Below are 466 nucleotides of genomic sequence, written 5' to 3' on the forward strand. Positions count from 1 at the left end.
GAAGCCGACAAAATCCTCGATGATCTGGGAGATGCACTGGCGGCTGCAGGCGGATTTGGCACCATCCGGGCCGTGCCACTACAGCGCAATCCGGTCGACTACACCGATGTGAAGCTGGTCGGATTCACCGCCGGCTTTTGCATTGAGGGTCACATGGACCCCCAGGAACCCACTGTCTGGGTCAGCCGACCTGAAACGATGGAGCCAGTGATTGAAAAGGCCCTGCGATGGTGCGTCCTGCCCAAGGGGACGTACTACGTTTCCTCTGGCTGGTCGACCGTTCGATGCACTCTGGAGCAGTGCCGCGACCTTCTCATCACGGGAATGGGTGTTGGCCGGCCCTCCGCCGAATCGCCTGCGCTACACGAGAAGGCCTGATCAGGACCGTCGACTTCGGCTACACCGGGACCGTGTTCTTCGCCCGGCTCGACCCGGAAGACGTGTGGGAACCAGCGGTGCTGGACCT

1 protein-coding gene is annotated in these 466 nt (G+C 61.8%); it reads left to right on the top strand.

Annotation, left to right across the window (positions count from 1 at the left end; all coding sequences use genetic code 11):
- The coding region (locus LD110_RS23405; RefSeq protein ID WP_225502337.1) for a hypothetical protein at positions 1-378 on the top strand (378 nt) is incomplete at its 5' end.
- Positions 379-466: the final 88 nt, after the last annotated feature.

The sequence above is a fragment of the Arthrobacter sp. M4 genome (assembly GCF_020251205.1).
Classification (GTDB): Bacteria; Actinomycetota; Actinomycetes; order Actinomycetales; family Micrococcaceae; genus Arthrobacter.